At 73.5% G+C, this 25,551-nt stretch carries 24 protein-coding genes; 13 read left to right on the top strand and 11 right to left on the bottom strand.

The annotated features are described in order from the left end of the window. Positions 1-12: 12 nt before the first annotated feature. The 3 genes from ACQEUU_RS34705 to ACQEUU_RS34695 form a co-directional block, all read right to left on the bottom strand. Positions 13-3,678, bottom strand: a complete 3,666-nt coding sequence (locus ACQEUU_RS34705; RefSeq protein ID WP_433074502.1) for a DNA polymerase III subunit alpha — start codon at positions 3,676-3,678, stop codon at positions 13-15. Beyond that, positions 3,678-3,944 carry a DUF6504 family protein gene (locus tag ACQEUU_RS34700; protein WP_433074143.1) on the bottom strand — a complete coding sequence of 89 codons (267 nt, stop codon included), beginning with the start codon at positions 3,942-3,944 and terminating at the stop codon, positions 3,678-3,680. The genes ACQEUU_RS34705 and ACQEUU_RS34700 overlap by 1 nt, the downstream gene beginning before the upstream one ends. Positions 3,945-4,022: 78 nt before the next feature. After that, positions 4,023-4,769: a GntR family transcriptional regulator gene (locus ACQEUU_RS34695; protein WP_433074140.1), complete on the bottom strand. Its 747-nt coding sequence runs from the start codon at positions 4,767-4,769 to the stop codon at positions 4,023-4,025. A gap of 217 nt (positions 4,770-4,986) precedes the next feature. Between ACQEUU_RS34695 and ACQEUU_RS34690 the strand changes: the two genes are divergently transcribed. From ACQEUU_RS34690 to ACQEUU_RS34670, 5 genes are read left to right on the top strand one after another with little or no spacing between them, the layout of a single operon-like run. After that, positions 4,987-6,027 carry an ABC transporter substrate-binding protein gene (locus ACQEUU_RS34690; protein ID WP_433074137.1) on the top strand — a complete coding sequence of 347 codons (1,041 nt, stop codon included), beginning with the start codon at positions 4,987-4,989 and terminating at the stop codon, positions 6,025-6,027. Further along, positions 6,024-6,845 carry an ABC transporter permease gene (locus ACQEUU_RS34685; protein ID WP_433074134.1) on the top strand — a complete coding sequence of 274 codons (822 nt, stop codon included), beginning with the start codon at positions 6,024-6,026 and terminating at the stop codon, positions 6,843-6,845. The genes ACQEUU_RS34690 and ACQEUU_RS34685 overlap by 4 nt, the downstream gene beginning before the upstream one ends. Beyond that, positions 6,833-7,684 carry an ABC transporter permease gene (locus ACQEUU_RS34680; RefSeq protein ID WP_433074131.1) on the top strand — a complete coding sequence of 284 codons (852 nt, stop codon included), beginning with the start codon at positions 6,833-6,835 and terminating at the stop codon, positions 7,682-7,684. The genes ACQEUU_RS34685 and ACQEUU_RS34680 overlap by 13 nt, the downstream gene beginning before the upstream one ends. After that, a complete protein-coding gene (locus ACQEUU_RS34675) occupies positions 7,681-8,790 on the top strand; it encodes an ABC transporter ATP-binding protein (protein WP_433074128.1) in 1,110 nt (369 codons plus the stop codon). The genes ACQEUU_RS34680 and ACQEUU_RS34675 overlap by 4 nt, the downstream gene beginning before the upstream one ends. A gap of 1 nt (position 8,791) precedes the next feature. Next, on the top strand, positions 8,792-9,391 hold the full coding sequence (locus ACQEUU_RS34670; RefSeq protein ID WP_433074125.1) for an HAD family hydrolase: 600 nt from the start codon (positions 8,792-8,794) through the stop codon (positions 9,389-9,391). Positions 9,392-9,416: 25 nt separating this feature from the next. Here ACQEUU_RS34670 and ACQEUU_RS34665 read toward each other — a convergent pair whose 3' ends face one another. Beyond that, positions 9,417-10,277, bottom strand: a complete 861-nt coding sequence (locus ACQEUU_RS34665; RefSeq protein ID WP_433074122.1) for an NAD(P)H-binding protein — start codon at positions 10,275-10,277, stop codon at positions 9,417-9,419. Positions 10,278-10,354: 77 nt separating this feature from the next. Here ACQEUU_RS34665 and ACQEUU_RS34660 point away from each other — a divergent pair, with 77 nt between their 5' ends. Both ACQEUU_RS34660 and ACQEUU_RS34655 read left to right on the top strand, forming a co-directional pair. Then, a complete protein-coding gene (locus ACQEUU_RS34660; protein WP_433074119.1) occupies positions 10,355-10,945 on the top strand; it encodes a TetR/AcrR family transcriptional regulator in 591 nt (196 codons plus the stop codon). Positions 10,946-11,091: 146 nt separating this feature from the next. Then, positions 11,092-12,717, top strand: coding sequence for a serine/threonine-protein kinase (locus ACQEUU_RS34655; RefSeq protein ID WP_433074116.1), 1,626 nt, complete (start codon positions 11,092-11,094; stop codon positions 12,715-12,717). Positions 12,718-12,755: 38 nt separating this feature from the next. Here the strand turns inward: ACQEUU_RS34655 and ACQEUU_RS34650 are convergent, their stop codons facing one another. From ACQEUU_RS34650 to ACQEUU_RS34630, 5 genes are all read right to left on the bottom strand, one after another. Further along, on the bottom strand, positions 12,756-13,691 hold the full coding sequence (locus ACQEUU_RS34650) for a glycosyltransferase family 2 protein (RefSeq protein WP_433074113.1): 936 nt from the start codon (positions 13,689-13,691) through the stop codon (positions 12,756-12,758). Next, on the bottom strand, positions 13,688-14,944 hold the full coding sequence (locus ACQEUU_RS34645; protein WP_433074110.1) for a hypothetical protein: 1,257 nt from the start codon (positions 14,942-14,944) through the stop codon (positions 13,688-13,690). The genes ACQEUU_RS34650 and ACQEUU_RS34645 overlap by 4 nt, the downstream gene beginning before the upstream one ends. Further along, positions 14,941-15,777 (bottom strand): hypothetical protein, encoded by an 837-nt coding sequence (locus tag ACQEUU_RS34640; RefSeq protein ID WP_433074107.1) that lies wholly within the window; start codon positions 15,775-15,777, stop codon positions 14,941-14,943. Before ACQEUU_RS34640 ends, ACQEUU_RS34645 begins: the two co-directional genes overlap by 4 nt. Before the next feature lie 71 nt (positions 15,778-15,848). Further along, positions 15,849-16,862 (bottom strand): hypothetical protein, encoded by a 1,014-nt coding sequence (locus ACQEUU_RS34635; protein WP_433074104.1) that lies wholly within the window; start codon positions 16,860-16,862, stop codon positions 15,849-15,851. Next, on the bottom strand, positions 16,859-17,878 hold the full coding sequence (locus ACQEUU_RS34630) for a hypothetical protein (RefSeq protein ID WP_433074101.1): 1,020 nt from the start codon (positions 17,876-17,878) through the stop codon (positions 16,859-16,861). Before ACQEUU_RS34630 ends, ACQEUU_RS34635 begins: the two co-directional genes overlap by 4 nt. A 141-nt stretch (positions 17,879-18,019) precedes the next feature. Between ACQEUU_RS34630 and ACQEUU_RS34625 the strand changes: the two genes are divergently transcribed. Genes ACQEUU_RS34625 through ACQEUU_RS34610 form a run of 4 tightly spaced genes read left to right on the top strand, consistent with a single transcriptional unit; the run spans position 18,020 to position 21,583 of the window. After that, entirely contained in the window at positions 18,020-18,964 is a 945-nt protein-coding gene (locus ACQEUU_RS34625) for an NAD-dependent epimerase/dehydratase family protein (RefSeq protein ID WP_433074098.1), read from the top strand. Further along, positions 18,961-20,145, top strand: a complete 1,185-nt coding sequence (locus tag ACQEUU_RS34620) for an ATP-grasp domain-containing protein (protein ID WP_433074095.1) — start codon at positions 18,961-18,963, stop codon at positions 20,143-20,145. The genes ACQEUU_RS34625 and ACQEUU_RS34620 overlap by 4 nt, the downstream gene beginning before the upstream one ends. Next, positions 20,135-20,917, top strand: a complete 783-nt coding sequence (locus ACQEUU_RS34615) for a hypothetical protein (protein ID WP_433074092.1) — start codon at positions 20,135-20,137, stop codon at positions 20,915-20,917. The genes ACQEUU_RS34620 and ACQEUU_RS34615 overlap by 11 nt, the downstream gene beginning before the upstream one ends. A 9-nt stretch (positions 20,918-20,926) precedes the next feature. Beyond that, on the top strand, positions 20,927-21,583 hold the full coding sequence (locus tag ACQEUU_RS34610) for a hypothetical protein (protein ID WP_433074089.1): 657 nt from the start codon (positions 20,927-20,929) through the stop codon (positions 21,581-21,583). Here ACQEUU_RS34610 and ACQEUU_RS34605 read toward each other — a convergent pair. Continuing rightward, positions 21,537-22,448, bottom strand: a complete 912-nt coding sequence (locus tag ACQEUU_RS34605) for a helix-turn-helix domain-containing protein (protein ID WP_433074086.1) — start codon at positions 22,446-22,448, stop codon at positions 21,537-21,539. The genes ACQEUU_RS34610 and ACQEUU_RS34605 overlap by 47 nt on opposite strands. 80 nt (positions 22,449-22,528) lie before the next feature. Between ACQEUU_RS34605 and ACQEUU_RS34600 the strand changes: the two genes are divergently transcribed. Beyond that, complete coding sequence (locus tag ACQEUU_RS34600; RefSeq protein WP_433074083.1) at positions 22,529-23,893, top strand: MFS transporter; 1,365 nt, start codon at positions 22,529-22,531, stop codon at positions 23,891-23,893. A gap of 51 nt (positions 23,894-23,944) precedes the next feature. Here ACQEUU_RS34600 and ACQEUU_RS34595 read toward each other — a convergent pair whose 3' ends face one another. Further along, positions 23,945-24,532 carry a TetR/AcrR family transcriptional regulator gene (locus ACQEUU_RS34595; RefSeq protein ID WP_433074080.1) on the bottom strand — a complete coding sequence of 196 codons (588 nt, stop codon included), beginning with the start codon at positions 24,530-24,532 and terminating at the stop codon, positions 23,945-23,947. Positions 24,533-24,677: 145 nt separating this feature from the next. Here ACQEUU_RS34595 and ACQEUU_RS34590 point away from each other — a divergent pair, with 145 nt between their 5' ends. Next, positions 24,678-25,535 (top strand): Vgb family protein, encoded by an 858-nt coding sequence (locus tag ACQEUU_RS34590; protein WP_433074077.1) that lies wholly within the window; start codon positions 24,678-24,680, stop codon positions 25,533-25,535. Positions 25,536-25,551 lie beyond the last annotated feature (16 nt).

Here is a 25,551-nt window from a genome sequence, read left to right as displayed (position 1 = left end):
CGAGAGAGCTGATCATGCCGCGGTGGGGCCGGAGCTGCCCGGGCTGGCGTGCCAGAGGCGGCGGGGCGGGTTGGTGACGGCCGGGCCCAGGTCGGAGTAGGGCGACAGCCGGAAGCCGTTGGCGTACTCGATGGCACGGCCGCCCACCGGGCCCTGGTCCGCCGAGGGCCGGTCCAGTTCGGCGCGGACGGCGTCGAGGCCGCGGGCCCGCCACAGCGCGTCCAGGTCGGCCAGGTTCCAGCAGTCGAGGGCGCGGATCGAGACCGCGCGGGCGCCGGTGCGGCGGACCGCGCCGCGCACCAGCAGCAGCCACGACCCGAACACGGTGGCCGCGCACCGCCCCTGCACCGACTCGAAGAAGGTCAGGTCGATCGGCCCGGTCGAGTCGTCCAGGGTGGCGAAGATGATCCGCTGGCCGGAGCGGATGGCGGGCGTCTGGGTCGCCACCTTGACGCCGGCCACCAGCACCTCGGCCCCGTTGCGGGGGCGGAGCAGGTCCTGGGCGCGGGTCACGCCGAGCGCGTCGAGCAGCTCGTCGTGGAAGCTGATGACGTGCCGGCTGATGTCCATGCCGAGGATCTCCAGCTCGGCCTCGACCATCTCCGCCTCGGTCATCTCCGGCAGCTCGCCGGGGGTGACGTGCTCGGTGAAGCCGAGGGGCAACTGCGCGGCGGCCGGACGGCGGCTCTCCGACGGCCGCGCCGGCGCGTACCGCCTGCTCCGGCGCGGCCCCGCCTGGACGCCGATCGACGAGGCCCGTTCCAGCGTGCCGACCTGGGCGATCAGGTCGCGCCTGGTCAGCTCGCCGGGCCGCCACCGCTCGCCGGCGCCGGGCCGCAGCCCGTGGACCGCGTCCAGCCCGCCGACCTGCACGATCCGCTCCATCGTGGGCCGGGACGGGCGGGCCCGGTCCCAGAAGTCGGCGAGCGAGGTGTACGGCCGGCCCGCCACCATGCGTTCCACCTCGGCCTCGCTCACCCCCTTGACGGCCGAGAACGGCACCCGCAGCGCGTACCCCTCGCCGATCTCCCCGGCCCTGAACGCGCCGGCCTTGAAGGTGCGCCGGGGCCGGTCGGCGTCTTCCAGCCGGGCCGGGTCGACGCGGACCCGGACCCGCGGGCCGAGCCGTTCCACCCGCCAGTCCTTGTCCGACTTGTTGATGTCGAGCGGCAGGATCCGCACCCCGCACTGCCGCGCCTCGTCGATGATCACCCGGGGCGGGTACATGCCGGGCTCGTGGGTGAGCACCCCGGCGAAGAACGCGGCGGCGTGGTGCCGTTTGAGCCACGCCGACTGGTAGGTGGGCAGCGCGAACGCCGCGGCGTGCGCCTTGCAGAAGCCGAACCCGCCGAACGCGTCCAGCACCTGCCAGGCCCGCTCCACCTCCTCGTCGCCGAACCCGTTGGCCCTGGCCAGCGGCACGAAGTGGTTGCGCACCCGCTCCCGGCCCTCGGGCGTGCCGAGGGTGCGGCGGAGCGTCTCGGCGAACGACAGGTCGCGGCCGGTCATCACCTCGATGATCTTCAGCACCTGCTCGTGGAAGACGACCACGCCGTGCGTCTCCTTCAGCGCCTCGCGCAGCCGCTCGTGCGGGTAGTAGGGCTTGCGCCAGCCGTGCCTGGCCTCCAGGTAGGGCGTCACCATGTCGGAGTTGACCGGCCCCGGCCGGAACAGCGAGATGTCCACGATCAGGTCGTGCATGGTGCGCGGCTCCAGCTTGGCGACCAGCTCCCGCTGGCCCGGCGACTCGATCTGGAAGCAGCCGAGCGTCCGGCCGGCGCAGATCATGTCGTACGTCTCCCGGTCGTCGTGCGGGACGTAACGCGTGTCCGGATCGTCGCCGCTCTGGGCGTCGAGCTCGACCGTGACGCCGTCCACCCGCTTGATCTCGCCGAGCGCGTACGCGAGCGCGGACTGCATCCGGACCCCGAGCACGTCCAGCTTGAGCAGCCCGGCCTCCTCCACGTCGTCCTTGTCGAACTGCGACATGGGGAACCCCAGCAGGCTGCGCTCGACGGGCGTGCGGTCGCGCAGCCCGGCGTTGCCGACGAGCACCCCGCACGGGTGCAGCGCGATGTGCCGGGGCAGCCCGTCGAGCTTCTCCGCCAGCCGGAACACCCGCTCCAGCCCGGCCTCGCCGAGCCGGCTCTCGCGCAGTTCGGGCAGGTCGCGCAGGGACGCGGTGATCTGCCTGGCCCGGATGTGCGGGAACGCCTTGGCGATGGCGTCGATCTCGTGCGGCGGCAGCCCCATCGCGCCCGCCACGTCGCGGATCGCGCTGCGCGCCCGGTAGGTCTCCATCATGGACACGCACGCCACCCGCGACTCGCCGTACCGGTCGAAGATCGCCCGATAGCAGTCGAGGCGGCGCGCGGACTCCACGTCCACGTCGATGTCGGGCAGCCCGATCCGCCCTTCGGACAGGAACCGCTCCATGAGCAGGCCGTGCTCGATCGGGTTCACCTCGCCGATGCCGATGAGGTAGTTGACCAGGCTGCCCGCGCCGGACCCGCGGATGGCGCAGCGCACCCCCATCCCGCGGATCATGTCGGTGATGCCGGCCACCGCGACGAAGTAGCCGGACAGCCGCTTGCGCTCGATGACGTCGAGCTCGGCGGCCGCCCGTTCCCTGGCCTCGCGCGAGCGGCGCAGGCCGCGCTCGGCCAGCCCGTCCTCGACCCGGTGGCGCAGCAGCGGCACCGGGTCGCGGCCGATCTCCGGCAGGTGGAGGCCGGGCGGGCTCTGGCGCAGCGCGAGCAGCTCCACCGGATCGGCCGCGCACGCCTCGGCGATCTGCCGGGTGGTGCGCAGCAGGCGGCCGATCCTGCCCTCGTCGTGGCCGCAGATCTTGGCGGCGACCTGGGCCATCTCCTTGCCGCTCTTGAGGTAGGCGTGGGAGGTGGTGCGTTCGAGGTGGCGCGGGTGCAGCGGGACGAGCTGGCGGGCCGCGTCGAGCACGTCGCCGACCTGGTGGTCGGCCGGGTCGAGGTAGCGGACGGCGTTGGTGAGCACGGCGGGCACGCCCATGGACTCGGCCAGCGCCAGCATCCGCAGCGCGGTGGCGGCGTCGTGGAACCCGTACTGGTCGACCAGCTCGACCACCACGCCGGGCAGCGCGTCGCGCCACCGGCCGAGCAGCGCCCGGGCGTGGTCGTCGCGCCGCTCGGCCACCGCGCGGCCGACGTCGGAGCGCGGTCCGAGCAGCGCCACCAGCCCGCCGTCTCCGGCCGCGTCCCACTCTGCGGCCAGCTCGCGGGTGAGGCGGGGGTCGCCGCGTTCGCCCGTGTGGTGGGCGGCGGTGACCAGCCGCGCCAGCCGCGACCAGCCGCGCGACCGCGCCAGCACGGTCACCCGGTCCCGCGCGCCGGGGCCGGTGCGCGGCCGGGTGTCACGCCCGCCCGCCCGTCCGGCGCCGGGGCCGGTGAGCGGCCAGGGCTCCGGCTCTGGTTCGGCGAGCGCCAGGTCGACGCCGAACACGGGGGCGATCCCGGCGTCCGCGCACGCCTGCGTGTGCTTGACCGCCCCGTACAGCCCGTCGCGGTCGGTCAGCGCCAGGATGTCCATCCCGTGCTCGAAGGCCCGCTCCGCCAGCGCCCGCGGGAACGCGGTGCCGTACCGCATCGAGTAGGCGGAGCTCACGTTGAGGTGCGGGAACGGCCCCGCCAGGACGCCCGCCATCAGTCCCACGCCCGCAGGAGCAGCCAGCCGCCGCTGGCGGTGTCGAACCTCAGCTCGTACGTGCCGGCCTCGCGTCCCGGCCCGGCCTCGACCCGCCAGAACCGGCGCTCACCGGGGTCGGTCTCGCTGATCTTCCACCATTCGCGCGCCACCACCCAGTGGTCGAGCACCCGGTGGACGAGGTGAAGCCGGTCACGCCAGACGAACTGGACCGGCTCCCCGTCTCGGGTCCACACCTCTATCGGATCGCCATAGAGTCTGCTCAAGACGCTTCTCCCCGCGGCTCTGGTGCCAATGCTGAGCCACCCGGGGGAAGGCGGGCGCTATGTATCGAACATATGTTCTTACGCGCCGAAGCGCAAGTCGCCCGTGTGCCGGACGAGCGGGTTCGCCCCGATGGAGTTGCGGATGCTGAAGGCCACGCTCCCCGCCCGGTAGCGGTCGTCCGAGCACTCCACCGGCCTGCCCTCGTGCGTGGTGGTCACCCGCCGCTGGCGCAGCAGGGGGCTGCCGCGCCGGACTCCGAGCAGGCGGGCGTCCTGCGCGCTCGCGGGCACCGCGTCGATGAGGTGCTCGCCGTACGCGAACACCACCCCCGCCGACTCGTACAGCGCCTGCGTCACGGACTCGCAGTCGGGCGGCAGCTCCTCGACGACGGGGGCGATCCACTCCGCGTACGCGGTCCGCTCCAGCAGCACCGGCTCGTCCTCCAGGGTGCGCACCCGCAGCACGTCGAGCACCTCGCCGGGGCCGAGCCTGGCCGCCTCGGCCGGGGTCGGCGGCCGGCGGCGCTGGTTGATCATCAGGCCGCCGTAGCGGTGGCCGTTGGCCCGCGCCCACTGGGCGAAGCTGTGCAGCTCGGCGAAGCTCTGGCTGCGCGCGTTGCCCAGCACGATGCGCCGGGCGCCCTGCCGCGATCCGACCAGGCCCTCGGCGGCGAGCACCGCGACCGCCTGCCGGACCGTCCCCCTGGCGGCGCCGTACCGCGCGGCCAGTTCGGACTCCGACGGAAGGTGCGCGCCCACCGGGTGCGCGCCCGAGAGGATCTCGCTGCGCAGCTCGTCGGCGATCAGTTCATAGCGCGCGACCATTCCCGACCATCCCCGTTCACGAAAGAGCAATGGATATGCGACTTACTGGTGCTCGCTTGTTTGTACAAGTTCCCTTACATTCCTCGCACACCCCCGGAGTGGAGGCCACGTGTTCACACCTCGCGTCCGTGCGGCAGGCGTCATCGCCGCCCTTACCGTAGTCACCGTTGCGTGCGGCGCAGCGCCAGGCACCCAGACCTCGACAGCCGAAGGCGGCGTGGACGCGCGCACCGCGACCTCGGCCGCCGACTTCGGCGGCTTCGACAAGCTCGTCGAGGCGGCCAAGAAGGAAGGCGACCTGCACGTCATCGCCCTGCCGCCCGACTGGGCGAACTACGGCGAGATCATCAAGGCCTTCGAGGCCAAGTACGGCATCAAGATCGAGAGCGAGGACCCGGACGCCTCCAGCGCCGACGAGATCAACGCGGTCAAGACCCGCAAGGGCCAGGACCGCGCCCCTGACGTGCTCGACCTGGGCCAGTCCTTCGCCATCAGCGGCGCCGCCGAGGGCCTGTTCGCCCCGTACAAGGTGCAGACCTTCGACCAGATCCCGGAGGGCCAGAAGGAGCCCACCGGCCTCTGGGTGAACGACTACGGCGGCTACGTCTCCATCGGCTGCGACGCCAAGAAGATCACCACCTGCCCGGAGAGCTTCGCCGACCTGCTCAAGCCCGAGTACAAGGGCAAGGTCGCGCTCAACGGCAACCCCACCAAGTCCGGCTCGGCCTTCGCCGGCGTCTACGCGGCCTCGATCGCCTCCGGCGGCTCCTTCGACGACATCCAGCCGGGCATCGACTTCTTCAAGAAGCTGAAGGACGCGGGCAACTTCAACCCGGTCGAGACCACCCCGGCCACGATCGAGAAGGGCGAGACCCAGATCAGCATCGACTGGGACTACAACAACGCCGCCTACGCCCCGCAGATGGCCGCCAAGGGCATCGACTGGAAGGTCAACGTGCCGACCGACGGCAAGTACTTCCAGATGTACGCCCAGGCGATCAACAAGGACGCCCCGCACCCGGCGGCCGCCCGCCTCTGGCAGGAGTTCCTCTACAGCCCCGAGGGCCAGAACCTCTACCTGAAGGGCTTCGCCCGGCCGGTGCTCATGCCGGTCATGCAGAGCGACGGCACCGTCGACAAGGCCGCCGCCGACGCGCTGCCGGCGGTCGAGGGCGAGCCGACCTTCCCGAGCACGGAGCAGGTCGACGCGGCCAAGGCCAAGCTGGCGAGCGGCTGGGACGCGGCGATCTCCGGATGAGACGGTCCACGGGGTGGCTCGGCGCGCTGCCCCTGCTCGCCTTCTACGCGTTCGTGTTCGGCATCCCGCTGGCCGCGCTGCTGGTGGGGGCCTTCACCTCACGCGGCGAACCGACGCTGGCCAATCTGCGGCAGAGCCTGGAAGGCGGCAACCTGACCGCCATGGCCGGGAGCGTGCAGGTCTCGGCCGTGGTGGCGCTGACCGGGGCGGTGCTCGGCTCGTTCCTCGCCTACGCGGTCGTCACCTCGCGCTTCACCGCGCTGCGCAACGGGGTGCTGACCGCCTCCGGCGTGCTGGCCAACTTCGGCGGCGTCCCGCTCGCCTTCTTCTGGGTGGCCACGCTGGGCAACTCCGGCGTGGTGAGCGGGCTGCTGGGGCTGCCGTCGGGGTCGCTGTACTCGTTCTGGGGCCTGGTGATCGTCTACCTGTACTTCAGCGTGCCGCTGATGGTGCTGGTGATGGCGCCGGCCCTGGACGGGCTGCGCCCGCAGTGGCGGGAGGCGGCGGCCAACAACGGCGCCACCGCCTGGCACTACTGGCGCTACGTCGGCCTGCCCGTGCTGACGCCCGCCCTGCTCGGCGGGGTGGTGCTGCTGTTCGGCTCGGCCTTCGCCGCCTACGCCACGGCGGCGGCCATGGGCGCGGGCACGGTCGTCCCGCTGGTCACCCTGAAGATCGCGAACGCGCTGACCAGCGACGTGCTGATCGGCCAGGAGAACGTGGCGCTCGCGCTGAGCCTGGACATGATCGTCATCGCCGGCCTCGTCATGCTGATCTACCTGCCGCTGCAGAGGAGGACCACCCGATGGCTGCAGTGACGGGCCTGGAACAGTCTCTGACCGCCGCCCCCGCGCGGCCCGCCCGCCCGCGCGCCTGGCGGGCCGTGGTGTTCGCGCTGGCCGGGCTCTACTTCCTGGTGCCGCTCGGGGCGTCGCTCTGGTACACGGTCTACACGCCCACCACCGGCCTGTCCCTCGCCCCCTACGCAGAACTGCTGACGGCTGAGGGCTTCGTCCCCAGCCTGACGCTGTCGCTGGTGCTCGCGCTGGCCACGATCACGCTGGTGCTGCTGCTGACGCTGCCCGCGATGCTGGCTGTCCGGCTGTTCGCGCCGGGGCTGCGGCCCCTGATGGAGGTGCTCTGCACGCTCCCGCTCGTGGTGCCGCCGATCACGTTCGTCGCCGGGCTGAGCACCTCGCTGCGGGTCGGCGCCGACGTGCTCGCCCCCACCCCGTTCTGGGCGACGCTCATCGCCGTCCAGGACCCGGGCTTCCCCATCGTGCTCGTGCTCGCGTACGTGGTGCTCGTGCTGCCGTTCGTCTACCGCTCGCTGGACGCGGGGCTGCGCACCATGGACGTGCGGACGCTGGTGGAGGCCGCGCGCAGCCTCGGCGCGTCCTGGCCGCACGTGCTGTTCAGGGTCGTCGTGCCCAACCTGCGCTCGGCCCTGGCCAGTGCCTCGTTCCTCACGCTCGCCCTGGTGTTCGGCGAGTTCACGGTGTCCAGGCTGCTCGGCTACCAGCCGTTCGCGGTGTGGATCGTGACCATCTCCGGCTCGCGCGGCCAGGTGTCGGTCGCGGTCTCGATCCTCAGCCTGCTGCTCATCTGGCTGCTGCTGCTCGCGGTCTCCACCGCTTTCGGGAGGGAAAAGAAGTGACGTCCAAGGTGGAGTTCCGCGGCCTGCGGCGGGTCTTCGGCAAGACGGTCGCGCTGGACGGCCTCGACCTGACCATCGAGCCCGGCCAGTTCGTCGCCCTGCTCGGCCCGTCGGGCTGCGGCAAGACGACGGCGCTGCGCTGCGTGGCCGGGTTCGAGCGGCCCGACTCCGGGGCCGTGCTGGTCGACGGCAAGGACGTCACCGACGTGCCCGCCAGCAAGCGCGACGCCGGCATGGTGTTCCAGTCGTACTCGCTCTTCCCCAACCTGAACGCCCGCGACAACGTCGCCTTCGGCCTGCGCGTGCGCCGGGTGGCCGCCGCCACCCGCAGGGCCAGGGCGGACGAGCTGCTGGAACTGGTCGGCCTGCCCGGCCACGCCGACCGCTACCCGCACCAGCTCTCCGGCGGCCAGCAGCAGCGCGTCGCGCTGGCCCGCGCCCTGGCCCTGGAGCCGCGCGTGCTGCTGCTCGACGAGCCGCTGTCCGCGCTCGACGCCAAGGTACGGGTCGCGCTGCGCGAGGAGATCCGTCGCCTCCAGCTCGGCCTGGGCATCACCACGATCTTCGTCACCCACGACCAGGAGGAGGCGCTGTCGATCGCGGACCGGGTCGCGGTGCTCCGCGACGGCCGTCTCGAGCAGGCCGGGCCGCCCGCCGAGGTGTACGACCGGCCCGCCACCCCGTTCGTCGCCGAGTTCGTCGGCACCATGAACCACCTGCCCGGCCGGCTCGCCGGCGACGGCAAGGTGACGGTCCTCGGCCAGACGCTCCCCGTCGACGGCGCCGTCCCCGCCGACCCCGACGTGTACGTCCTCGTCCGCCCGGAAGCCGTCCAGGTCACCCGTCCGGAGACCACCGGCTCCGGCCCCCTGCCCGGGTCGGGGGCCGGGTCGGGGGCCGGGGAGGTGGTGACGGCTTCGTTCCGCGGCGCCTCCGTCCGCCTGCGTCTGCTGCTGGACGGTCACGAGGTGCTCGCCGACGTGCCCGGTCACGAGGCGGCCAGGCTCGCGCCCGGCACGCGGGTCGCGATCCGGCTGGTGGAGCGCCCCGTCCTGGTGGCCGCGCGTACGGCGCCGGTGGCCGGCGCCGCGCCCGATGCCGTCTGAGGTGCCCGCGGCGGTCCTGTTCGACCTGGACGGCACCCTCGTCGACACCGAGCCGCACTGGTGGCGGGCCACCGCGAGGGTGGCCCGCGGCCTGGGCGTCGACCTGGGCCCGGACGACCAGCCGGACGTGCTCGGCCGCACGGTCGAGCACACCGCCGCCCACCTGCTCGCCCGCGCCCCCGGCGACCACGCCGCCCTGCCCGGGGACACCGGCGACGCCCTCACCCGCGCGTTCGCCGGCGAGCTCGCCCACAGCTTCGACGTCATGCCCGGCGCCACTCCCCTGTTGCGGGAGCTGGCCGCCGCCCGCATCCCCACCGCTCTGGTGACCGCCTCGCCCCGCAGCATCGCCGCCCTGGTGCTCCCCCGCCTCGGTCACCGTTTCGACGAGGTGGTGGCCGCCGAGGACACCCGCCGCGGCAAGCCCCACCCGGACCCGTACCTGGAGGCCGCCCGACGCCTCGGCGCCCGCCCCTCCCGCTGCGTCGTCCTGGAGGACAGCCCGGCCGGCGTCACGGCCGCCACCGCCGCCGGCTGCCGCGTCATGGTCGTCACCCGTACGGGTCTCCCGACGCTCCGCGAGATCCGGTCGATCGCCTGAAGAACCTCCGGCCGCGCGCGCGTCCCTACCGGAAGGCGGCGGCGTTGCGCCGGGCCCACTCGGCGAACGTGCGGGGCGACCGGCCGAGGAGCCGCTCGACGTCGGGGCTGATGCGCAGCTCGGCCGGGGTGGGCTCGCCGAGGATGGACAGGGTGGTCTCGACCACGGGCTCGGGCATGAACCGCAGCATCTGCGCCCGGGCCTCCTCTCGGGTCTGCTCGGTGAACCGGATGGGCTCACCGAGCGCCTCGCCGATCGCCTCGGCCCGCTGCCGCGGCGTGGTGAGGGCGGGCCCGGTCAGTTCGTAGACCTGGCCCGCGTGACCGTCCTCGCGCAGGGCCACGGCCGCGACCTCGGCGATGTCGTCCGGATCGATGAACGGCAGCCCGACCTCCCCGAACGGCGCGGCGACGGCCCTTTGGGCGCGGATCGACCCGGCCCAGGCGTAGACGTTGGAGGCGAAGCCGCCGGGCCGCAGGATCGTCCAGTCGAGGCCCGACCGCCGGACGGCGTCCTCGATGGACCGCGCCGTGCTCCCGTGCGAGGCCGAGCCGGGACGGGTGGCGACTCCCTGGGAGGAGAGCAGCACGACCCGCCCGGTCCCACGGGATCTCGCGTCGTCGAGGACGCGGCCGATGACGTCGCCCGGGCTGCCGGCGGCCGCGACGAAGTCGCCGGAGATCAGCAGGAACAGCGCCCCGGCGCCGTCGAGAGCGGGCCGGAGACCGGCCGGGTCGGCCAGGTCGGCGGCGAGCACGCGCACTCCCCGCGGCACGTCGGACTCGGTGATCTTCCGCGACACGGCCGTCACCGGCTCGCCCGCCTCTGTCAGCAGCCGCACCAGCGTCCGCCCGACGTTTCCGGTGGCCCCGGTCACCACGATCATGAGATCTCCTATTAGTTAGTTGGCTGACTGACTTGGAGACTAGATGATCGGCGCACCGGCTGTCTATAGTCAGTCGGGTGACTGACTCAAAGGCGCGGGCGCGGGGGGCCGACAAACGGCGGCGGCTGATGACCGCGACCGCCAGGGTCCTGCACCAGCAGGGCGTGGAGCGCACCACCATCGCCGACATCGCGCACGCCGCCGAGGTCCCCGTCGGAAACGTCTACTACTACTTCAAGACCAAGGACGAGCTGGTCCGGGCCGCCCTGTCCGAGCACGCCGACCACCTCGCCCGGCTCACCGGTGAGCTCGACCGGCTGCCCGACCCCCTCGAACGCCTCAAGGCCCTGGTCAGCGGGTGGATCAGCCAGCGCGACATCGCGGCCCGGTACGGCTGCCCGACCGGCACCCTCGCCGTCGAACTGGACAAACGCGCCGAGGGAGGCATCGACCTGGAGGCGGGCAACGTCATCCGGTCGCTCCTGGACTGGGTGGAACGCCAGTTCCGCGAAAAGGGGCTGCCTCATCCGGACGACCTCGCGATCACGCTCGTCGGCGCCTACCAGGGCATGTCGCTGCTGGCCAACGCCCTGCGCGACCCGGAGATCATGATCAGGGAGGGAAACCGCCTCATCCGCTGGCTCGAAACCCTGCCCGAGTCCGCGTAGCGCGGCGGCAGCGTGGTGGCCGCGTGGTGGCCGCGTGCCGGCCCGGCCGCGCGCCACGCCGGTAGGGCCCGCGCGGGCGACGGGAAGGCGTGCCACCGCGCGCACCTCATTCGACGGCAGGGCCGGAATCGGTAAGCTTACGCGCCGTGAGCGGTGAAACCTCCCGCATCGGGCGCTACAGGCTGGTGCGCGTACTGGGCCGGGGCGGGATGGGCACGGTCCATCTCGCCGAGGACCCCTCGGGGCAGCAGGTCGCCATCAAGGTGATCAACCCCGAGTTCAGCCAGCATGAGCAGTTCCGCATGCGTTTCCGCAGGGAGGCCGACGCGGCCCGGCGGGTGCGCCGGTTCTGCACGGCCGCCGTGCTGGAGGCCGCGCTCGACGGCGACCAGCTCTACGTGGTCACCGAGTACGTGCCCGGCCCGAACCTCGAGGAGGCGGTGCAGCAGTCCGGGCCGCTGCGCGGGTCCAGCCTCGACGCGCTGGCCGTGAGCGTGGCGACCGCGCTGACCGCCATCCACGGGGCCGGGGTGGTGCACCGCGACCTGAAACCGTCCAACGTGCTGCTGTCGCCCGTCGGGCCCCGGGTGATCGACTTCGGGATCGCGCGGGCGCTCGACAGCCTGGGCGGCGTCACCGGCACCGGAGAGCTGATCGGCACGCCCCGCTACATGGCGCCCGAGGTGCTGCGCGGCGAGCCGGTGTCACCGGCCTGCGACGTGTTCTCGTGGGGCTGCCTGGTGGCCTACGCCGCGAGCGGGCGCTCCCCGTTCCCCGGCGAGACGCTGCCCGCCATCGTCTACCAGGTGCTCAACACCGAGCCCAACCTGGACGCGGTCGAGCCGGGCCTGCGCGAGCTGGTCCGGGCCGCGCTGCACAAGAACCCCGCCGCGCGCCCGACCGCGCAGCAGCTCCTCGACCACCTGGTGGGCCGGGCGGCCGGGCCCGAGCAGGTCGCGCAGACCGTCCAGGTCGCCTGGCAGCAGGCGACGGCGCCCAATCCCGCCGCGCTCCCGTACTCTCCGCGCAACCCCGCCAAGGCCAAGGTCATCGCGGGCGTCACCGCGGCGGCGGCGCTCGTGGTGGCGGTGGGCGTCGCCGCGTGGGCGCTGATGCCGAGCGGCCCGCCGGACATGACCGTGCTCTACCGGGAGGACTTCACCCAGACGTCCGGCGGCTGGAACGGCCGCTACGACGCGAACGAGAGCTCCAGCTACGGCTACCGCACCGACGGCACGTACGGGCTGGACGTGGTGCCGGACTACGAGGAGCGCTGGGCGGAGGCGGCCATCCCCTTCCTGACCAAGACGCCGACCGCCTCCCCGGCCCCGTCGGCGACGCCGACGCCGACGCTGCCCGCGACCGTCCTGGTCGGCGTGACCGCCGAGGTCAGGGAGGTGACCGGCTCCGGCGAGTACGGCGTCTACTGTCACGCGGCGGACGACGACACCTACTACGAGTTCGGCCTCGACACGGCCGGCAACGCCCGCATCCGCCGCATCTACGAAGGCGCCGGCGGCACCATGTCCCAGCCCGCGACGGTCGACGGGCTGAAGGGCAAGGTCCGCATCGAGGCGGCCTGCGAGCAGTCCGGTGACGCGGTGCGGCTCACCCTGTGGGTGAACGGCGACAAGATCGTCTCGGTGAACGACCCGAACGGCATCGGCAGCGGCTCGGTCGGCCTGTTCGCCCGCACGCCGAAGGACGACGAGTCCGTGCTGAAGATGACCTACGACGACTTCGAACTGCGCGGCGTCCCCGCCCAGCCGTGAGCCGCCGGACGACCGGGCCGGCGCGCCCGGTGACGGGGTCAGGGGCGGGCCGGAGGGGGCGGGCAGGGCAGGCCGCCGGTCAGCGTGTCCTCGGGGCGCAGCGGCAGGTTCGACTCCCTGACGTAGTAACGCCGTACGGGTGAGGTCTCGCGCAGGAGCCGGTGCGCGTACCGCGCCACCACCCCCAGCGCCGCCAGCGTCAGGCCGGCGAGCAGGAGATGGACCGGCGGGAAGGGATTGCCGGTCAGCGCGAGCGCCAAGGCGGCGGCCAGGCCCAGGATCGCGGTCGCGTACACGGCGGTGAGCGGCCGCCACGAGAAGCCGAAGAACAGCTCCAGCGCGTGGGCGGCGAGGCGGACCGGGCGGAGCCTGGAGCGGCCCGCCGTACGCGGCCGGTGGGCGACCGGCGTGACCGCGTATCGGGCGCCGATCAACGGCACGGCGGGGATGAACCAGGGCAGCCGCAGATCCATGATCGTACGGGCCACGCCGGTGCGGACGAGCCGGAACGTGGAGGCGCCCCTGGGCATGTCGATGCCGAAGACCCGGCGGGCCGCCCCGTGCATCGCCCGCGAGCCGATCCTGCGCAGCAGCGGGTCGCGGCGGCCCTGCCGCTCCCCGAACACCACGTCGTAGCCCTCGGCCGCCTTGCCGAGCAGGGACCAGATCTCCGCGGGCGGCACCTGCAGGTCCGCGTCGCACTGGACGGTCCACGGGTGCCGTGCGTACTGCACCCCGGCGTCCATCACGGCGTCGAGGCCGAAGTTGCGGGTGAAGGACACGTACGCGACCCTCGGGTCGGTCTCGGCCAGGCGGCGGATCCGGTCCAGGGAGTCGTCGGTGCTGCCGTCGTCGACGAAGAGGATCTCCAGCTCGCCGATCTCGCCCAGGGCCTCGGCCAGCTCCCGGTGGGCGACCTCCACCTGCGCCCCCTCGTTGAAGCAGGGCACCAGCACGGTCAGTCCTGTCGTCATATGCGCCTCTTCAGTACGAGTCCGAGCACGAGCCCCTGCGCCCCGAGGGCGTACACCGCCCCGGCGGCGCCGGCGAGAGGAACGGCCAGCGCGCCCAGCGCGGCCGTCACGGCCCAGGCGAGGACGGCCGCCTTCGCGCTGTCGCGCAGCCCGGCCTCGCCGGTGTTCTCCAGCACGGCGATGCCGAAGCTCGCCAGCGCGTTGGCCGGGAGCAGGGTGACCAGCAGGACACCCAGCACGACCAGCGAACGGGTGCCGGCCAGCCCGCCCGCCAGCGCGGCCCCCGCGACGACCAGCCACAGGGCGCTCACCCAGCTCGCCAGGCCCGCGACGCGCCGGACGAGCGCGCGTACCCCGGCCGCCTCGTCCGTGCTCATCCGCAGCACCAGCCGGGGCTGGTAGATGCGCAGCACCGTGTAGACCACGGACACGGCGAACCCCCAGCCCAGGGTCATCATGTAGAGGTCGCCGCTCTGACTCGCGTACGCGGTGAGCGACAGCTCCACGAACAGGGTGCCGATCATGGCGTTGTTCATCACGTCGGCCGCGCCCATCAACACGACCGTGCGGCCCAGGACGCGGCGCAGCCCCCGGTGCGGCCCCCGGTGCGGCCCTGGGTTCGGCCCTGGGTTCGGCCCTGGGTTCGGCCCGCCGCCGCGCGGCAGCCCGCGCAGCAGCGCCACGTTGAGCACGGTGACCAGGGCGAGCAGTCCCGTCAGGTACGCGACGGGCGGGATGGACACCGCGAACGCGAGCCCGGCCAGGCCGATCATCCCGACGCCGAGCAGCGTGAAGTGCACCGTGTCCCTGGTGTAGCCGCCGAGCGCCCGGTGCACGGCCACACCCAGCATGCCGCAGCCCAGGCCGACGTAGTAGGCGACGGCCAGCAGGTAGAGCGTGACCGTGGAGCTGGGGCTGAGCAGGAGCGCGGCGACGGCGGCCGCGGTGAAGGGCAGCGGCACGTACGCGACGGCGGCCCGCAGCATGCCCGCGAGCTGGTCGCGGGTGCGGCGGGCCCGCGGGATGAGGGCGAGCGCCGCCTTCTCGGGGCCCGACTGGACCACCATGGACAGCCAGCCCACCGCTCCGACGGCGGCGGCGTACCCGTTGAAGTCCTCCCGACTCCAGGCCGCCACCAGCACCCCTGCCGAGCCGTACAGCAGGAGGCGGAAGGCGGCACGGCCACTCAGCAGGGTGAGCAGGCGGCGCGGCCCGATGCGGTGCGCCTCGGCCGCGTCGGCCCTCGTGGTCATGTCGCATCCAGCTCGGCCGCCACGGTCTCGCGCAGCGGACGGGCACCGCTCTCCAGGTACGAGCGCAGCGCCTCGTGGACGCGTTCGTCACCGAAGCGCGCGCGGACGCCGGGGATGGACGGCCCCTTGTCCACGCCGAACAGAGCGGCGAAGAAGGCGGCGGCCTGCTCCCTGGTGAACGAGCCCTCCATGGTCAGCAGGCTCCTGACCGTCTCGGGCTCCGGTGGCGGCGCGGGGGGCGCTTCGAGCCAGGTGGTGGCGCGGCCCGCCGTGGCGAGCCAGCGGCGCAGGTGCCCGACCCGTTCGGTCACGAAGGGGTCGTCCTCGCCGCCCAGCCGTTCGCCGGCGAGGCGGGCGTCGTAGCAGGTCGCGTGGAGCGCGGCGCACACCTTGGCGAACGCGGGCAGCTTGGCGGGCAGCCGGTCGGCGGGGATCTCGCTGACCCGGCCGAGGGTGGCGCGCGCCTCCGGGTCGGAGCGGGCGGCGGCCACCAGCGCGTCCCACTCCTTGTACCAGCGGGCGAGCGTGGCCCGGTCCGGCGCGCCGGGGATGTCCGGTGCGTCGGCGGCACCGGATGTGTCGGGGGCGCGGCCCTGTTCGCGAACCCAGCGGACCATGCGCTCGGGCATGAACACCGCCAGCGGGTCCTCGTCGGCAGGGGCGAGCGGCTCGGGTTCGAGGAGGGGGGCGGAGCCGGCCGGGGCGGGGGGCTCGGTCCCGGGGAGCGAGCCCGGCCTGAAGACCGCGCCGCAGACGCGGCACGAGTAGCGGGGCCGGCGGGAGAGTCCGGCGATCAGGGCGGGGTGCGGGTGGCCGCACTGCACGCAGGTCATGGGCGCGTCCACGGGTCGAGGTCGGAAGAGGATCGGAGATCGGAAAGGGTTAGGGTCAGAAGAGGACGGGGTCAGAAGGGGACGGCTAGGGCGGAGGAGGGCACCAGGTCGGCGCCCAGGGAGCGTTTGACGTCCGCCTGCCCCTTGCCGAAGACGAGTCCGGCCCGGCCGGCGGCGATGGCCCACTCGACCATCCGGACGTAGCCGTCGAAGTAGAGGTGCTTGCGGCCGCCGGTCTCCGGTGGCAGGGCGCCCCAGCTCAGGCAGATGGGCCAGGCGGGGTGGTCCAGGATCAGGGTGAGCCCGATCAGCCGTCCGCCGTCGCGGTAGGCGATCGCCATCACCTCGTCCCCGCCGACCAGCGCGTCCAGGTAGGGCTGCGGCAGGGGGGCGAGCGGGAAGAGCCTGGCGCGGTGCTTGAGGTCGTTCTCGGCCCGCAGCGCGGCGGCCTCCGTCCCGGTCACCAGCTCGCGGGCGGGGCCGACGGCGATTGACAGCTCGGGGTCCGCGGCGAATCCCCTGGCCCGCCTCTTCAGCGAGTCCCTGCGGGCGCGGTCGATCGTGGCGTACCACCCGTCGAGGTCGCGCCACGGGGTGGCCAGCTTGGCCAGCGGCGCGGTCGGCAGGGTCAGCTTGACCGCGCCGGGCAACTGGGCGGGCTCGCCCGGGGACACCTCTCGCCACACCACGGCGCGCCAGCCTGGGCCCAGCTCGCGCCGGACGCCGCGAACGTAGCCGCGCAGCAGCTCCTGCCGCCGCTCCGGAGCCGGGTCGCCGGTGAACCACCAGCCCTTCTGCGAGCGGTTACCCGGCGCGTGCACGTCCACGACTCCCGCCACGTCGCGGCCGGTCGCGTAGGACCCGCGCCGCGGGCGGACGCCGCGCAGGGAAACCGACACGGCGCCGACGGCGGCGCCGTCCTCGTGCAGCACGGTGAGCAGGACGGGGGCCTGGGCGGCCCAGGCGTAGGCGCGCAGCAGGTCGTAGCGCCAGGTCACGCACTGGCCGGCGGCGGTGCGCAGCCGCTCCCAGCCGTCGGGCTCGGGGTCGTGCCGCGGGTCCAGGATCCGCAGAGAGACGCTCATCCCATCGCCCACCGGGGCACGGCGACGATCTTCATCGGCACGTAGTCGAAGCCCAGAGAGCTCTTGACCTCCACGAACCCCCTGCCGCCGTAGAGCCGTTCAGAGCCGTCGGCCAGGGCCCGCCCGACGATGCGGGCGTAGCTGTCGAAATACAGGTCCCTGCGCCCGCCCTCCTCCGGCTGGAGCGCGGCCCACGGCCCGTACGCGGGCGAGACCGGGTGGTCGAAGACGACGGCGAAGGCGAGCAACCGCCGGGCGGCCTCATAGGAGATGACGGTCACGTCCTCGCGCCGGAGGAACTCGGCGAAGCACTCGGCGGGCAGGGGCGGCCTGGGGTCGAAGCGGGCGGCCAACCTGGCCGTGTGCCGGCGGTTCAGCTCGGCCAGTTCGCCGGGGTCGAGGTCGGTCCTGGCCCGGCCTTCCGTCACGACGAGGTCGTCCGACCCGGCGATCTTCTTGAGCTGGCGGCGCAGCGTCGACCTGCGGTTGCGGCTGAGCGAGCCGATCCACTCCGCCACGGAGGTCCAGCGGAGCGGCATGACCGTGGAGCCCGGCGACTCCCTGACGATCGCGCCCCTGCGAGCCACCGAGGGCAGGTGGGGCTCGGTCACCATGCGGTAGAGCACCCCGGTGAGCATCCAGCCGAGGCGCCGTCGCGCCGCCTGCTCGAACCGCCGGATCAGCAGCCGGCGGTCGCCGGGCGTCACGCGGTCGCTGAAGTGCCAGGTGGGCCCGTTGGAGTGACCGGGCAGGCGGACGTCGAGCAGGAGCGGCTCCCGGCGTGGAAGCCGCTGCGCGCGCGGGCGCAGGGCGGTGCGGACGGCGCCCACCGCCCCCGCGACGCCTTGGTCGTCGCGGAACACCGCCACCAGCGGGCGTTCCCACGTGCCGGCGCAGGAAGCGGCGATGACGTCGTACGCCCAGATGGCGGACAGGCCCTCCGCCTGCCGGAACTCTTCCCAGCCCGGCGGCTCGGGTTCCTCGCAGACATCGACAACATCGAGGTGCACGGGCACGGCCTTGACTCTGCTCCATCACAACATGGACACAAACGATCTCCGGCTACCTTATCGGGATATTTCGTCTGATGTGATCACTGCTGCGTTGTCATACAACCCGACACACGCTGTAAGCATGTGCTCACATCAAGAGGTGGCATGAAGGTTGGAGTAACGGGCGGCAACGGATTCATCGGCCGCTACGTCTGCGAAGAACTCGTAGCCCGTGGCCATGTTCCGCTCGTATTCGATCACCGAGGGGCGTCCGGCGCCGACCCCTCGTGGGAAGTCATGCGGGGCGATATCCGTGACGCCACCGCCATGACGGAGCTCGCGGCGCACTGTGACGCGATCGTGCACCTGGCCGCCGTGCTCGGCACCCAGGAGACGATCTCGAACCCCCGCCCGGCGGCAGAGACCAATCTCATGGGCGGGCTCAACTTCCTGGAGGCCGTCGCCCAGTACGACCTGCCCGGCGTGTACATCTGCGTGGGCAACCACTGGATGGACAACAGCTATTCCATCTCCAAGACCGCCGTCGAACGTTTCGTCCGCATGTTCAACGCGCACCGCGGCACGAAGGTCAACAACGTCCGGGTGGTGAACGCCTACGGCCCGCGCCAGCAGGCCGCGCCGCCCTTCGCCTCCGGCAAGGTCAGGAAGATCACGCCCGCCGTGATCTGCCGGGCGCTGAGCGGGATGCCGGTCGAGCTGTACGGCGGCGGCGCCCAGGTCTCGGACATGGTGTGGGTCGGGGACGTGGCGCGTGCGCTCGTGGCCTCTCTGGAGAAGGCCGCCGAGGGCGTCGTGCTGGACGAGGTCGTCGAGGTCGGCCCGGCCACCTCCTCGACCATCAGGGAGGTGGCCGAGCTCATCATCGATCTCTGCGCCGACCGCGGCTACCCGCGCGTGCCCATCGCCGACCTGCCGATGCGGCCCGGAGAGACGCCCGGCACCGCGGTCACCGCGCAGACCAAGACCTTGCTGTCGGTGGGCATCGAGCCGAGCTCGCTCGTCTCGCTCGAACAGGGCATGGCCAGGACGGTGGACTGGTTCATCGAGCAGCGCGGCGTCCACTGGAAGTCTCCCGGGACCGACGGGTGAAGCGACTGATCATACTGGGCGGCTCGGACGGGACGATCAGCTCGTTCCGCGCCGCCCGGCGGCTCGGCCTGGGCACCATCTGCGTCGACCTCCGCGCCGACGCCCCCGGCGCGCGGGAGGCCGACGAGTTCCTCCACCTCAGCACGCGGGACGTCGACGCGGTCACGTCGGCCCTGCGCGGCCGGGACGACGTGGTGGGCGTCCACGCCCCGGGGACCGACATCAACCTGCCGTCGCTGGTCGAGCTGGCCGGCCGGCTCGGGCTGCCCTGCGGGCTGTCCGACGCCGTGCTGCGCGTTTCGACGGACAAGGCGTACTTCAGGGAGGTCTGCGCGCGGCTCGGCCTGGCCGGTCCCGCGTACGTGAGCGGGACCGCCGGCGAGGTGGCCCGCGACGCCGCCCGGCTGGCCTTCCCCGTCATCGTCAAACCCGTCGACTCGGGCAGCTCCCGGGGGATCGCGGTCTGCGCCTCCCCCGCCGAGCTGCCGGGCGCGGCGGCGGCCGCGGCGGAGGTCTCGCCGTCGTCGACCGTGATCGTCGAGGAGCTGGTGACGGGCCGGGACCTGTGCGGCGAGGCGTTCCTGCGGGACGGGCGGGTGGCGCTGCTCGGGCTGAGCGACCGCGTCGTCGAAGCACCCCAGGTGGTCGCGATCGGGCATGACATGTCCCCGCGCGACGACGCGCTCACCGCGGAGGTCACGCGGCAGCTGGAGCTGGTCTGCGCCGAGGTCGGCTACACCGACGGCCCGGTCAACCTCGACCTGTTCGTGACCTGTGACGGGGTCGTGCTGATCGAGATGGGCGCGCGGCTCGGCGGCAACGGCATGGGCGAGGCGCTCGGCCTGATGTACGGGGTGGACACGGTGTCGGCCGCCGTCCAGCTCGCCGTCGGCGAGCGCCCCGACCTCACGCCCCGCTGGACCAGGCACGCCGCGGTCCGCATGATGCGCGCCGGGGCGGCGGGCACGCTGGTCGCGCTGGACGGCCTCGCCGAGGCGACGGCGCTGCCGGGGGTGGCCGACGTGGTGGTCACCGCCCGGCCCGGCGAGCCCGTCGTGCCCTACACCGAGTGCCGGGCCAAGCTGGGCTACGTGCTGGCCTCCGGCGCCACGGCCGGCGAGCTCGCCGCGACGCTGGCCGCCGTCGACGACCTGATCCGGGTCAGGGTCGATGCCGGCTGAGTTCTCGCCGGCACGCTGGGAGAGGGCCTACCGGGCGACGACCGGCAGGGCCTTCGCGCGGGTGCCGTTCTACCGCGACCAGTGGGTGGAGGCGGCGCGGGCGCTGGACGAGCCGGTGCCCACCCCGTCCGCGGCGCTGGCGGGCCAGTTGCACCGGCTGTGCCCGTTCGCCCGGCCGTTCGACGCCTCGCGGGAGCCGTCCGCGTGGATCGGCGACGGCCGGGACCTGAGGGACGCGCTCGTCCTGGCCGGCGCGCCGCGGCGGGCGCCCGTGCTGGAGATCCGCCCCGCCGTGCTGGACCGGCGCGCTCTCGGGCGCGGCGGTCCCCGCTACGGCGTGCTGCTCCCGCCCGGCGCGAACGTCGTCAGCGAGTCACGCCGCCGGGCGCTGAACTCGGCCGCGCTCCGGCTCGCCAGGGACGCGGGGCAGGTGGCCCTGGTGGGCGAGCCGGCCGCCCTGGACGCGTTCCTGCCGGAGCTCGACGGCGTCCGCGTGACCGCGGTGACACGCCTGCCCATCGGCCGGGCCGTACGGGAGAAGGGCGTCGCCCACGACCCGCACCTCGGCTACCTCGCGGCGACCGCACCGGACTGCGGCGCGACCCACCTGCTGTGGCGCCTCTTCCACGCCCGCCTGTCCGGCGGGACCCCGGCCGTCACGGCGCTGCGCCGCACCCGGCCCTACCTGGTCGGCGTGATCCCCGAGGGCGCGGAAGGGCTCACGCTCGCCACCTGCCCCGACCACGCCACCCCGATCTTCGTGACGCACTGACAGGAACTCATGCCGACTACCTCTTTCTGGCGGGCCAACCGGGTGACGCTGCTGGCCGGAGCCCTGGCCGTGGCACTGGTCATCATGGTCCGCTTCGTCATCCCATACGAGCAGGAGATCACCTCGATCTGGATGCTCCTGGTCAAGCTGACCCCGCAGTTCGCCGCCGTCGTCGCCGTCGCCTGGCTCGACGTCGAGTGGGCGCGGTGGCTGCGGCTGCACCTGGTGGCCCTGCCCGCGATCTTCCTGGCCTTCCTCCTCTACTTCGTGCCCATGACGTTCATGACGTCGATGGACATGCAGGACGGGACGGCCGTGTTCGAGGACCTGTACCTGCACGTGGTGGTCTTCGTCCCGTTCATGATCGTCGCACTCGTGCTGGCCTACCGGCTCGGCGGCGGATCACGCGAGGGCGTGCTGCGGGTCGGCGCCGCCACCACGATCCTGCAGATGTCGGGCCTGGAGGACCTGATGGCGGTGCTCATGAACAGCAGGCTGGACGGGATCCCCGAGGTCTGGGACTGGGCGCATCACATGACGGTGCGGCTGGGCCATCCCGCGACCAGGAACGAGGCCTACGCCTTCATCGTGGTGCACGTGGTGCTCGCCGTCGTGGCGCTCACGGTTCCCCGGCGGGTGTTCGACCGGCTCCCGTGGCGCCGTTGACCCTGGCGGGGGTGGCGCCGGAGGGGCGGCGGGCGCCGGTCCCGGCGAGGTGGCGCAGGCCGACCTCGGAGGCGGAGCCCGGCTCGGCGGCGAACAGGTCCATGCCCTGCAGCTCGGGGTCGCCCGGCAGGGCCATCATCTCGGCCGACAGCCGTAGCTCGCCCACCACGGGATGGTCGAGGACGTAGTCGCGGTGGGTGACGGCGGCCACGTGGTGCTCCTCCCACAGCTCGGCGAAGTCGGGGCTCAGCGCGCGGATCGCGGTCACGTGCGCCGTGATCCTGGGGTTCTCGGGATAACAGGCCGTGAGGAACCGGAGCCGGGCCACGTGCTCCTCGGCGAGCCGCCGCCAGCCGTCGCCGTGCATGCGCCTGACGTCCTCGTCGAGGAAGACCAGGTGAGAGATCGTCCGCTCCTCCTCGGGGATCGCCGCGAAGTCGGCGAAGACGGCGGCGCCGAGCGCGTTCCAGGCGATCACCTCGGCGTGCCGGCCCAGGACGAGCGCCGGGGTGAGCACCAGGGAGTCGAGCAGCCGCTGCAGCCCGGGCCTGATCGGGTGCTGCGGGAAGTCGCGGCACCGGTGCCCCGGGTGGGCCAGCGCGTGCAGGTAGGACCGCTCGTCGGCGGTGAGCCGCAGCACGTCGGCGATGGCGTCCAGCACCTCGGCCGAGACGTTCTGGCCGCGGCCCTGCTCCAGCCGGATGTAGTGGGCGACGCTCACCCCGGCGAGCATCGCCAGCTCCTCGCGGCGCAGTCCCCGTACCCGGCGGGTGCCGTTGCTCTTGAAGGGCAGCCCCGCGTCCTCGGGCCGCAGCCGGGCCCGCCGGGACTTGAGGAACTCGCTCAGTTCCGCCTCACGCTCCATGACCGTCCAGCCTAAGCAAGATCTGCGTACGCACGACCCGGGGCTGGCTGGGCGCCGGAGCCGCGGCGAGGCTGACCGGCATGCGAATCCTGTTCCCTCTTGTCCTGCTCGGCCTGGGCAGCATGATCACCGCCCTGGATTTCACCATCGTCTACGTCGCGCTGCCGCAGCTGGCGCGCGAGGTCGGCTTCTCCCCGCACGCGCTGCAGTGGGTGGTGAGCGGGTACGCGGTGGCGTTCGGCGGGTTCCTGCTGCTCGGGGGCAGGCTGTCCGACCTGCTCGGCAGGCGGCGGATGTTCGTGCTCGGCCTGCTCCTGTACGGGGTCGCCTCGCTGCTCGGCGGGCTGGCCGCGGACCCCGGCCCGCTGATCGCCGCCCGTGCGCTCCAGGGCCTGGGCGGGGCGGTGCTGATGCCGGCCACGCTCTCGCTGGTGGTCACCATGTTCGACGAGGGTCCCGCCCGCAACCGGGCGATGACGGTGTGGGCGGTGTGCGGGGCGAGCGGGCTGAGCCTCGGCGCGCTGCTCGGCGGGGTGCTGACCGGGGCGTTCGGCTGGCAGGCGGTGTTCTTCGTGAACGTGCCACCGGCCGTCGCCGGGATCGTGGCCGCGTTCGCCGTGCTGACGCCGGACGGCCCCCGGCGGCCGGGCCGCTTCGACCTGCCGGGCGCCGTCACCGGCACCGCCGGGGTCACCGGGCTGGTGTTCGCCGTCGCGCACGGCCCGCAGTGGGGCTGGACCTCGCCCGGCGTGCTGGCCTGCCTGGCCGCCGCCGTCGCGCTGCTCGCCGGGTTCGCGGCGATCGAGGCGCGCAGCCGCGACCCGCTGCTGCCGCCGCGCCTGCTGGCGAACCCGCACACCCGCGCCGCCGCCGGGGTGATCCTGATCTACGGCCTGACCCTGCAGTGCGTCCCGTACTTCCTGACCCTGCACTTCCAGGAGGTGCTCGGGTACGACGCGATGCGGTCGGGGCTGGCGTTCCTCGGGCCGACGCTGGGCATCACGGCGGGCAACCTGGCCGGCGAGCGGCTGATCCCCCGGCTCGGGCTGCGCGGCGCGCTGACGGTCGGCGTGCTCGTGGGCGCGGCCGGCACGGCGGTGCTGGCCTGGAGCCTGTCCGCGGACGGCTCGTACCTCGGCCTGCTGGCCGGGCTCGTCGGCTTCGGGCTGGGCTCGGGGCTCTGCTTCACCACCATGTTCATCATGGCCACGACCGGGGTGCGTCCGTCCGAGCAGGGCGCGGTCTCGGGGCTGTCCTCCACGGTCCTTCAGGCGGGCAGCGGCGCCGGCCTGGCCGTCCTGGTGGCCGTCGCGGGGCGGGCCGCCGGCCCTGCGGACGCCGTCACGGTGGACGGGCTGCGCTCGGCGATCTTCCTGGCCGCGGCGGTGGCCGCCGTGGGCGCGGTGGCGGCGTCGCGGGCGCCCAGGGAGACGCGGGTGCGCTAGGCCCAGGGCCGGTGTTCCGGCCGCCTGCGCCGCGGGCTCGCGGTGAGCCGGTCAGAGGACGCCGGCGCGGGCCGCCGCCAGGGCCGCGTCCGCCGCCCGGTCGGCGTCCGCCTCCGTCACCGGCTCGTGGGTGACGAACAGCCGGTAGTAGATCGGGGCCACCGCCGCCCTGATCACCTCGTGGGCGTCGACCGTGTGGGGCAGCTCGCCGCGCTCGACGGCCCGGTGCACCACCTGGGCCGACTGCTCGTGGCGGGCCTGGAAGAAGTCGTGCAGGGCCCGGGCCGCCTCGGGGCTCTGCATGGCCGCCGCCACGAACGCCGACGCCACCGGCCCCAGCTCCGGATCGGCGAACCCGCTCCGCACGAGCCGGGCCACCCCGCGCAGGTCGCCCTCGACGGCGCCGGTGTCGGGGACGGGCCACGGCTCGTCGCGGGCCAACTCCAGCGCGTCGGAGATCAGCCCTTCGACGCTGCCCCACCGCCGGTAGACGGTGGTCTTGTGGACCCCGGACCGCTCGGCGACGTGCTCCACGGTGAGCCCTCGGAACCCCTTTCCGGCCAGCTCGGCCAGGGTCGCCTGGCGTACGGCGTCGCGGACGCGGGCGCTGCGCCCGCCGGGTCGCCTGCTCGGCTCCACGGACCCCCTCCTTACGCAACTTCAGTTGCGTTAATACTAAGCCCTGTGCACACTAAAGCGACACAAGTTGCGATTGGAGCGCTGTCCGAAGGCGGCGGGGGCACGCGCTTGCCCGGATCAGTGCTCGAACTCACGGGAGGACGCCATGTTGATCACTATTGCGGACGGGGCCCCGTACGGGGTCGCGACCGGCGCCGACGGGGCGCTCTGGTTCACGCTGGTGCACCAGGGCGCGGTCGGGCGGCTGGTCCCCGGCGGGGAGCCGGTCGTCCACCGGCTCGACCCGGCCGACGGCGGACCCACCGTGATCGCCCCAGGACCCGGCGGCGCCATGTGGATCACCGAGTTCCAGGGGAACCGGATCCGGCGGATCACTCCGGAGTTCGAGGTCACCTCGTACGAGGCCGAGGCCCCGTACGGGATCGTGGCCGGGCCCGACGGCGCGATGTGGTACACGAGCATGCGCGACAAGGTCGGCCGGATCACCGCCGGCGGGGAGCGGGCCGAGTTCGCGGTGCCGGTGGAGGGCGGGATGCCGTCGGGCATCGCGGCCGGCGCCGACGGCGCGCTCTGGTTCACGCTCAACCAGGCCGCGGCCGTCTGCAGGATCACGACCGGCGGCGAGGTGACCGTGCACCCGCTGCCCACCGAGGGGGCGGCACCGGTGCACCTCACGGCGGGGCCGGACGGCGCGCTCTGGTTCGCGGAGATCGGCGCGGGACAGATCGGGCGGATCGACCCGGCGGGTGAGATCTCCGAACACCCGCTGCCCGACCGCGACTGCCGGCCGCACGCGATCACGACAGGCCCGGACGGGGCTCTCTGGTTCACCGAGTGGGCCGCCTGCCGCCTGGGCCGCATCACGGTCGACGGCGTGATCCGGGAGTTCGACCTGCCCAGGTCGGAGCCGCACGGCCTCACCACCGGCCCCGACGGCGCGATCTGGGTGGCGATGGAGTCCGGGAGCCTGGCCCGGGTGCCGCCGGACCGGCTCGCCGCGTGACGCCGGTCCCCCCCGT

The organism is Nonomuraea sp. CA-218870 (assembly GCF_050936535.1).
GTDB classification, from domain to species: Bacteria; Actinomycetota; Actinomycetes; order Streptosporangiales; family Streptosporangiaceae; genus Nonomuraea; species Nonomuraea corallina.
Note: the sequence above shows the minus strand (reverse complement) of the source record. Positions and strands in the feature narration are given on the sequence as shown.

Bases quoted from the DNA above. Each gene is read 5' to 3' on its own strand.
- ACQEUU_RS34590 (WP_433074077.1), top strand. From the start codon at position 24,678: ATGTTGATCACTATTGCGGACGGGGCCCCGTACGGGGTCGCGACCGGC.
- ACQEUU_RS34605 (WP_433074086.1), bottom strand. From the start codon at position 22,448: ATGGAGCGTGAGGCGGAACTGAGCGAGTTCCTCAAGTCCCGGCGGGCC.
- ACQEUU_RS34645 (WP_433074110.1), bottom strand. From the start codon at position 14,944: ATGACCACGAGGGCCGACGCGGCCGAGGCGCACCGCATCGGGCCGCGC.
- ACQEUU_RS34680 (WP_433074131.1), top strand. From the start codon at position 6,833: ATGGCTGCAGTGACGGGCCTGGAACAGTCTCTGACCGCCGCCCCCGCG.
- ACQEUU_RS34650 (WP_433074113.1), bottom strand. From the start codon at position 13,691: ATGACGACAGGACTGACCGTGCTGGTGCCCTGCTTCAACGAGGGGGCG.
- ACQEUU_RS34640 (WP_433074107.1), bottom strand. From the start codon at position 15,777: ATGACCTGCGTGCAGTGCGGCCACCCGCACCCCGCCCTGATCGCCGGA.
- ACQEUU_RS34695 (WP_433074140.1), bottom strand. From the start codon at position 4,769: ATGGTCGCGCGCTATGAACTGATCGCCGACGAGCTGCGCAGCGAGATC.
- ACQEUU_RS34615 (WP_433074092.1), top strand. From the start codon at position 20,135: ATGCCGGCTGAGTTCTCGCCGGCACGCTGGGAGAGGGCCTACCGGGCG.
- ACQEUU_RS34600 (WP_433074083.1), top strand. From the start codon at position 22,529: ATGCGAATCCTGTTCCCTCTTGTCCTGCTCGGCCTGGGCAGCATGATC.
- ACQEUU_RS34705 (WP_433074502.1), bottom strand. From the start codon at position 3,678: ATGGCGGGCGTCCTGGCGGGGCCGTTCCCGCACCTCAACGTGAGCTCC.
- ACQEUU_RS34685 (WP_433074134.1), top strand. From the start codon at position 6,024: ATGAGACGGTCCACGGGGTGGCTCGGCGCGCTGCCCCTGCTCGCCTTC.
- ACQEUU_RS34625 (WP_433074098.1), top strand. From the start codon at position 18,020: ATGAAGGTTGGAGTAACGGGCGGCAACGGATTCATCGGCCGCTACGTC.
- ACQEUU_RS34665 (WP_433074122.1), bottom strand. From the start codon at position 10,277: ATGATCGTGGTGACCGGGGCCACCGGAAACGTCGGGCGGACGCTGGTG.
- ACQEUU_RS34610 (WP_433074089.1), top strand. From the start codon at position 20,927: ATGCCGACTACCTCTTTCTGGCGGGCCAACCGGGTGACGCTGCTGGCC.
- ACQEUU_RS34635 (WP_433074104.1), bottom strand. From the start codon at position 16,862: ATGAGCGTCTCTCTGCGGATCCTGGACCCGCGGCACGACCCCGAGCCC.